Here is a 2,694-nt window from a genome sequence, read left to right on the forward strand (position 1 = left end):
AACATCTCGCTCGGGGTCGAGATCAACGGTCACTGGCCCTGGGAGGAAACCCGGATGGCGCGGGAGAAGGCGCGTGCGGCGTCGGATGGGTCGCCGGCGACGGCTGAGGCCGCCGGATGCGGCACACCGCGCAAGGGATAGCCGATGGAGGGTGCATGATGATCGAGAGACGCGAATTGCTGATGGCGGGCGCCGGCCTTGCCGCCGCCGGAACGCTGGCTGCGCCGGCGGCGGGGCAGCAGCATCGAATGGAAGGGATGGCGATGTCGATGACGGACTGCATCGACGATTGCCTGGCTTCACACCGCATGTGCCTCGAAACCGCCGCCTGGCTGACGAAGCAAAGCAGCGCGCTGGCGAGCGCGTCGTTGATCGCCATGCTGAACGACTGTGCGGAACTGTGCCAGGCGACAGCCAACTCGATGCTGCGGGAATCGGCTCTGCACCGCATCCTGTGCCGCGCCTGCGCCGATGCTTGCGAGCGCTGCGCCGAGGAATGCGGGCGTCATAGCGAGGACCAGCGGATCGCGCGTTGCTCGGCCACCTGCAAGAAATGCGCGGCGAGCTGCCGAATGATGGCGGACATGACCGGCTGACCACCCGCTTCGCATATTACGTATACTGCCGGGTCAGGACCGATACCATCTCAAGGGCAAGCTCCCGGAGGAGCGAGAAACGACCGGATCTGAAGCCGGTCGAACGGAAACCAGACTTGAAGGAATCGATAGTGCGCAAGAAAACGGTAGTTATCACTTCGCTCGCAGCCCTCGGCCTCCTTGCCCTCGGTGCCGGGCCTGTTCTCGCCGATGGCATGCCGTCGGACATGCCGGATCTCGAGGAGACGCTCAAGGCCAAGCCTGCGCCGGCTCAGTCCGGCACGGCCCATATGGAGGGCATGCGGCACGGCAAGGACCAGATGCACGGTGAGATGATGCGAGGCCACCGGATGGCCATGCGGGAATCGGGGAGCCAGGAGGGGGCTTCTGACATGTCGCATCGGTCGGGCGGGGGGTGCTGAACCAAAAGCCCATCAGAGGTCGGTTGATCAAAGCCTCACCATACAAGGCGTTGGTATCGTTTGACCGGGCCGCAACGTTGGTCCGCCGTTTCCCCGGCGGGCCAATTGCGTTTCAGAATAAAGGTCTGCACGAGCTTTAATGCGATGCAGTCATGAATCCGCTGGACCCTTGGACCATGGTTTCGCCCGCAAGATCGCGGGCCTGCCAGTCCTGATCCAGTGCGGATTCGTAACTTACGTATTCAGACCAAAGGGCCAAGCCCGCATGAGGGGTCGGTATGGTCGCGGTCGCAAACGGCGATCGGGCAAGGACTCATCATGCGGAGAACCACAATGCGAAAGACGAAACTTCTAGTCGGCGCGATCGGCTGCCTGGCGACCCTGAACTTCGCTGGCGCGGGTCTGGCGCAATCGGCACCCGCCGCGCCCCAGCACGCCCCTGCGCAGCCGAAGCCATCCACCGCCCATGCCCATCAGCAGGGGATGGATCATGGAGGGCAGCAGATGCACGACCAAATGATGCAGGATCACCAAGCCGGCATGCAGAAGCCGCAAGGCCAGCAGGGCGCTGCGGGCATGGCCGGAATGTCTGGTGGCTCGTCGCAGGGGAGCGGTTCGAGCAAGGCTGGCAAGCCCAAGAGCGGTTGCTGCAAGATGCCGATGAAAAAGGCAAAGCCGGCCGCCAAGAAGAAACCGGCCACGCCTATGGCCGACAAGCCGATGAGCGACATGTGAGGTTTCCAGCCCCGAGAACAGACCCCTGGGGCTGAGGGCCCGCCGCTGCCCCCGCGGCGGGCCTGTTCTTCAAGAGGTGTTCCAAGTTTCTAGGATTTCATAACGAGAAGCAGGCGTCCACCGCGAGAGAGAGGAGCCCGCGATGCGTAAAGCTCCAGGAGTTGGCACCGAGCTGCGGGTCCGCGCTTACGATTAAGAGGTCCGACCAAGCATGGCCGGATCAACTTCAGTGACCTCTGCGCCGCGATTGAATGGCGAGAGCCATTGCCTGCTTAGGCGACGAGATAATCTATGAGCTGATGAGAAAATCATCGGCTTCTTTTGCGTGTCCAGCCTGGCGCTTCGTAAAAACTCTGCCTGATTTTTGTCTGCGGAACTTACTTATAGGCCGTCTCATCAGAAGGCCTACTTCATCAGGCATCGGTAAAGATGGAGACAGGCGATGTTCGAGAAGGCGATCGGGACCATCAATGCTGCGGCGTCCTTCCGACACCGCTATGATAATTTCATCGGTGGTCGATGGAGCGCTCCAGCGAGCGGCGAGTATTTCGCGGACACGAGCCCGATCAATGGCGCCCAGATCGCCGAGTTTGCGCTGTCGACGCCGGAAGATGTCGAGCGCGCGCTCGATGCGGCGCACGCCGCCAAGGATCAATGGGCAAGGATCTCGCCCGCCGACCGCGCCAGGATTCTCAATCGCGTCGCCGACCGGCTCGAGGATAATATGGAGTTGCTGGCGCTTGCCGAGACGATCGACAACGGCAAGCCGATCCGCGAGACGCGCGCTGCCGACGTTCCGCTCGCGATCGACCATTTCCGCTATTTCGCCGGCTGCATCCGGGCCGAGGAAGGCGGGATCTCGACGATCGATGCCGACACCATCGCCTATCATTTTCGCGAGCCGCTTGGCGTCGTCGGTCAGATCATCCCGTGGAACTTCC

4 protein-coding genes are annotated in these 2,694 nt (G+C 62.3%); all 4 read left to right on the plus strand.

Going from position 1 to position 2,694, the window contains the following annotated elements:
* The first annotated feature begins 155 nt into the window (after positions 1-155).
* Complete coding sequence (locus tag QOL62_RS19600; RefSeq protein ID WP_007683338.1) at positions 156-596, plus strand: four-helix bundle copper-binding protein; 441 nt, start codon at positions 156-158, stop codon at positions 594-596.
* Between the two features lie 131 nt (positions 597-727).
* The gene (locus tag QOL62_RS19605; RefSeq protein ID WP_013039105.1) at positions 728-1,018 is read left to right on the plus strand and encodes a hypothetical protein; all 291 of its coding nucleotides are present in this window, start codon (positions 728-730) and stop codon (positions 1,016-1,018) included.
* Positions 1,019-1,351: 333 nt separating this feature from the next.
* On the plus strand, positions 1,352-1,753 hold the full coding sequence (locus QOL62_RS19610; protein WP_013849877.1) for a hypothetical protein: 402 nt from the start codon (positions 1,352-1,354) through the stop codon (positions 1,751-1,753).
* 442 nt (positions 1,754-2,195) lie between these two features.
* Positions 2,196-2,694 (plus strand): aldehyde dehydrogenase family protein (locus QOL62_RS19615; protein WP_283407295.1); only part of this gene is annotated, 499 nt, incomplete at its 3' end.

This window comes from Novosphingobium panipatense, assembly GCF_900182875.1.
Taxonomy (GTDB): domain Bacteria; phylum Pseudomonadota; class Alphaproteobacteria; order Sphingomonadales; family Sphingomonadaceae; genus Novosphingobium; species Novosphingobium panipatense.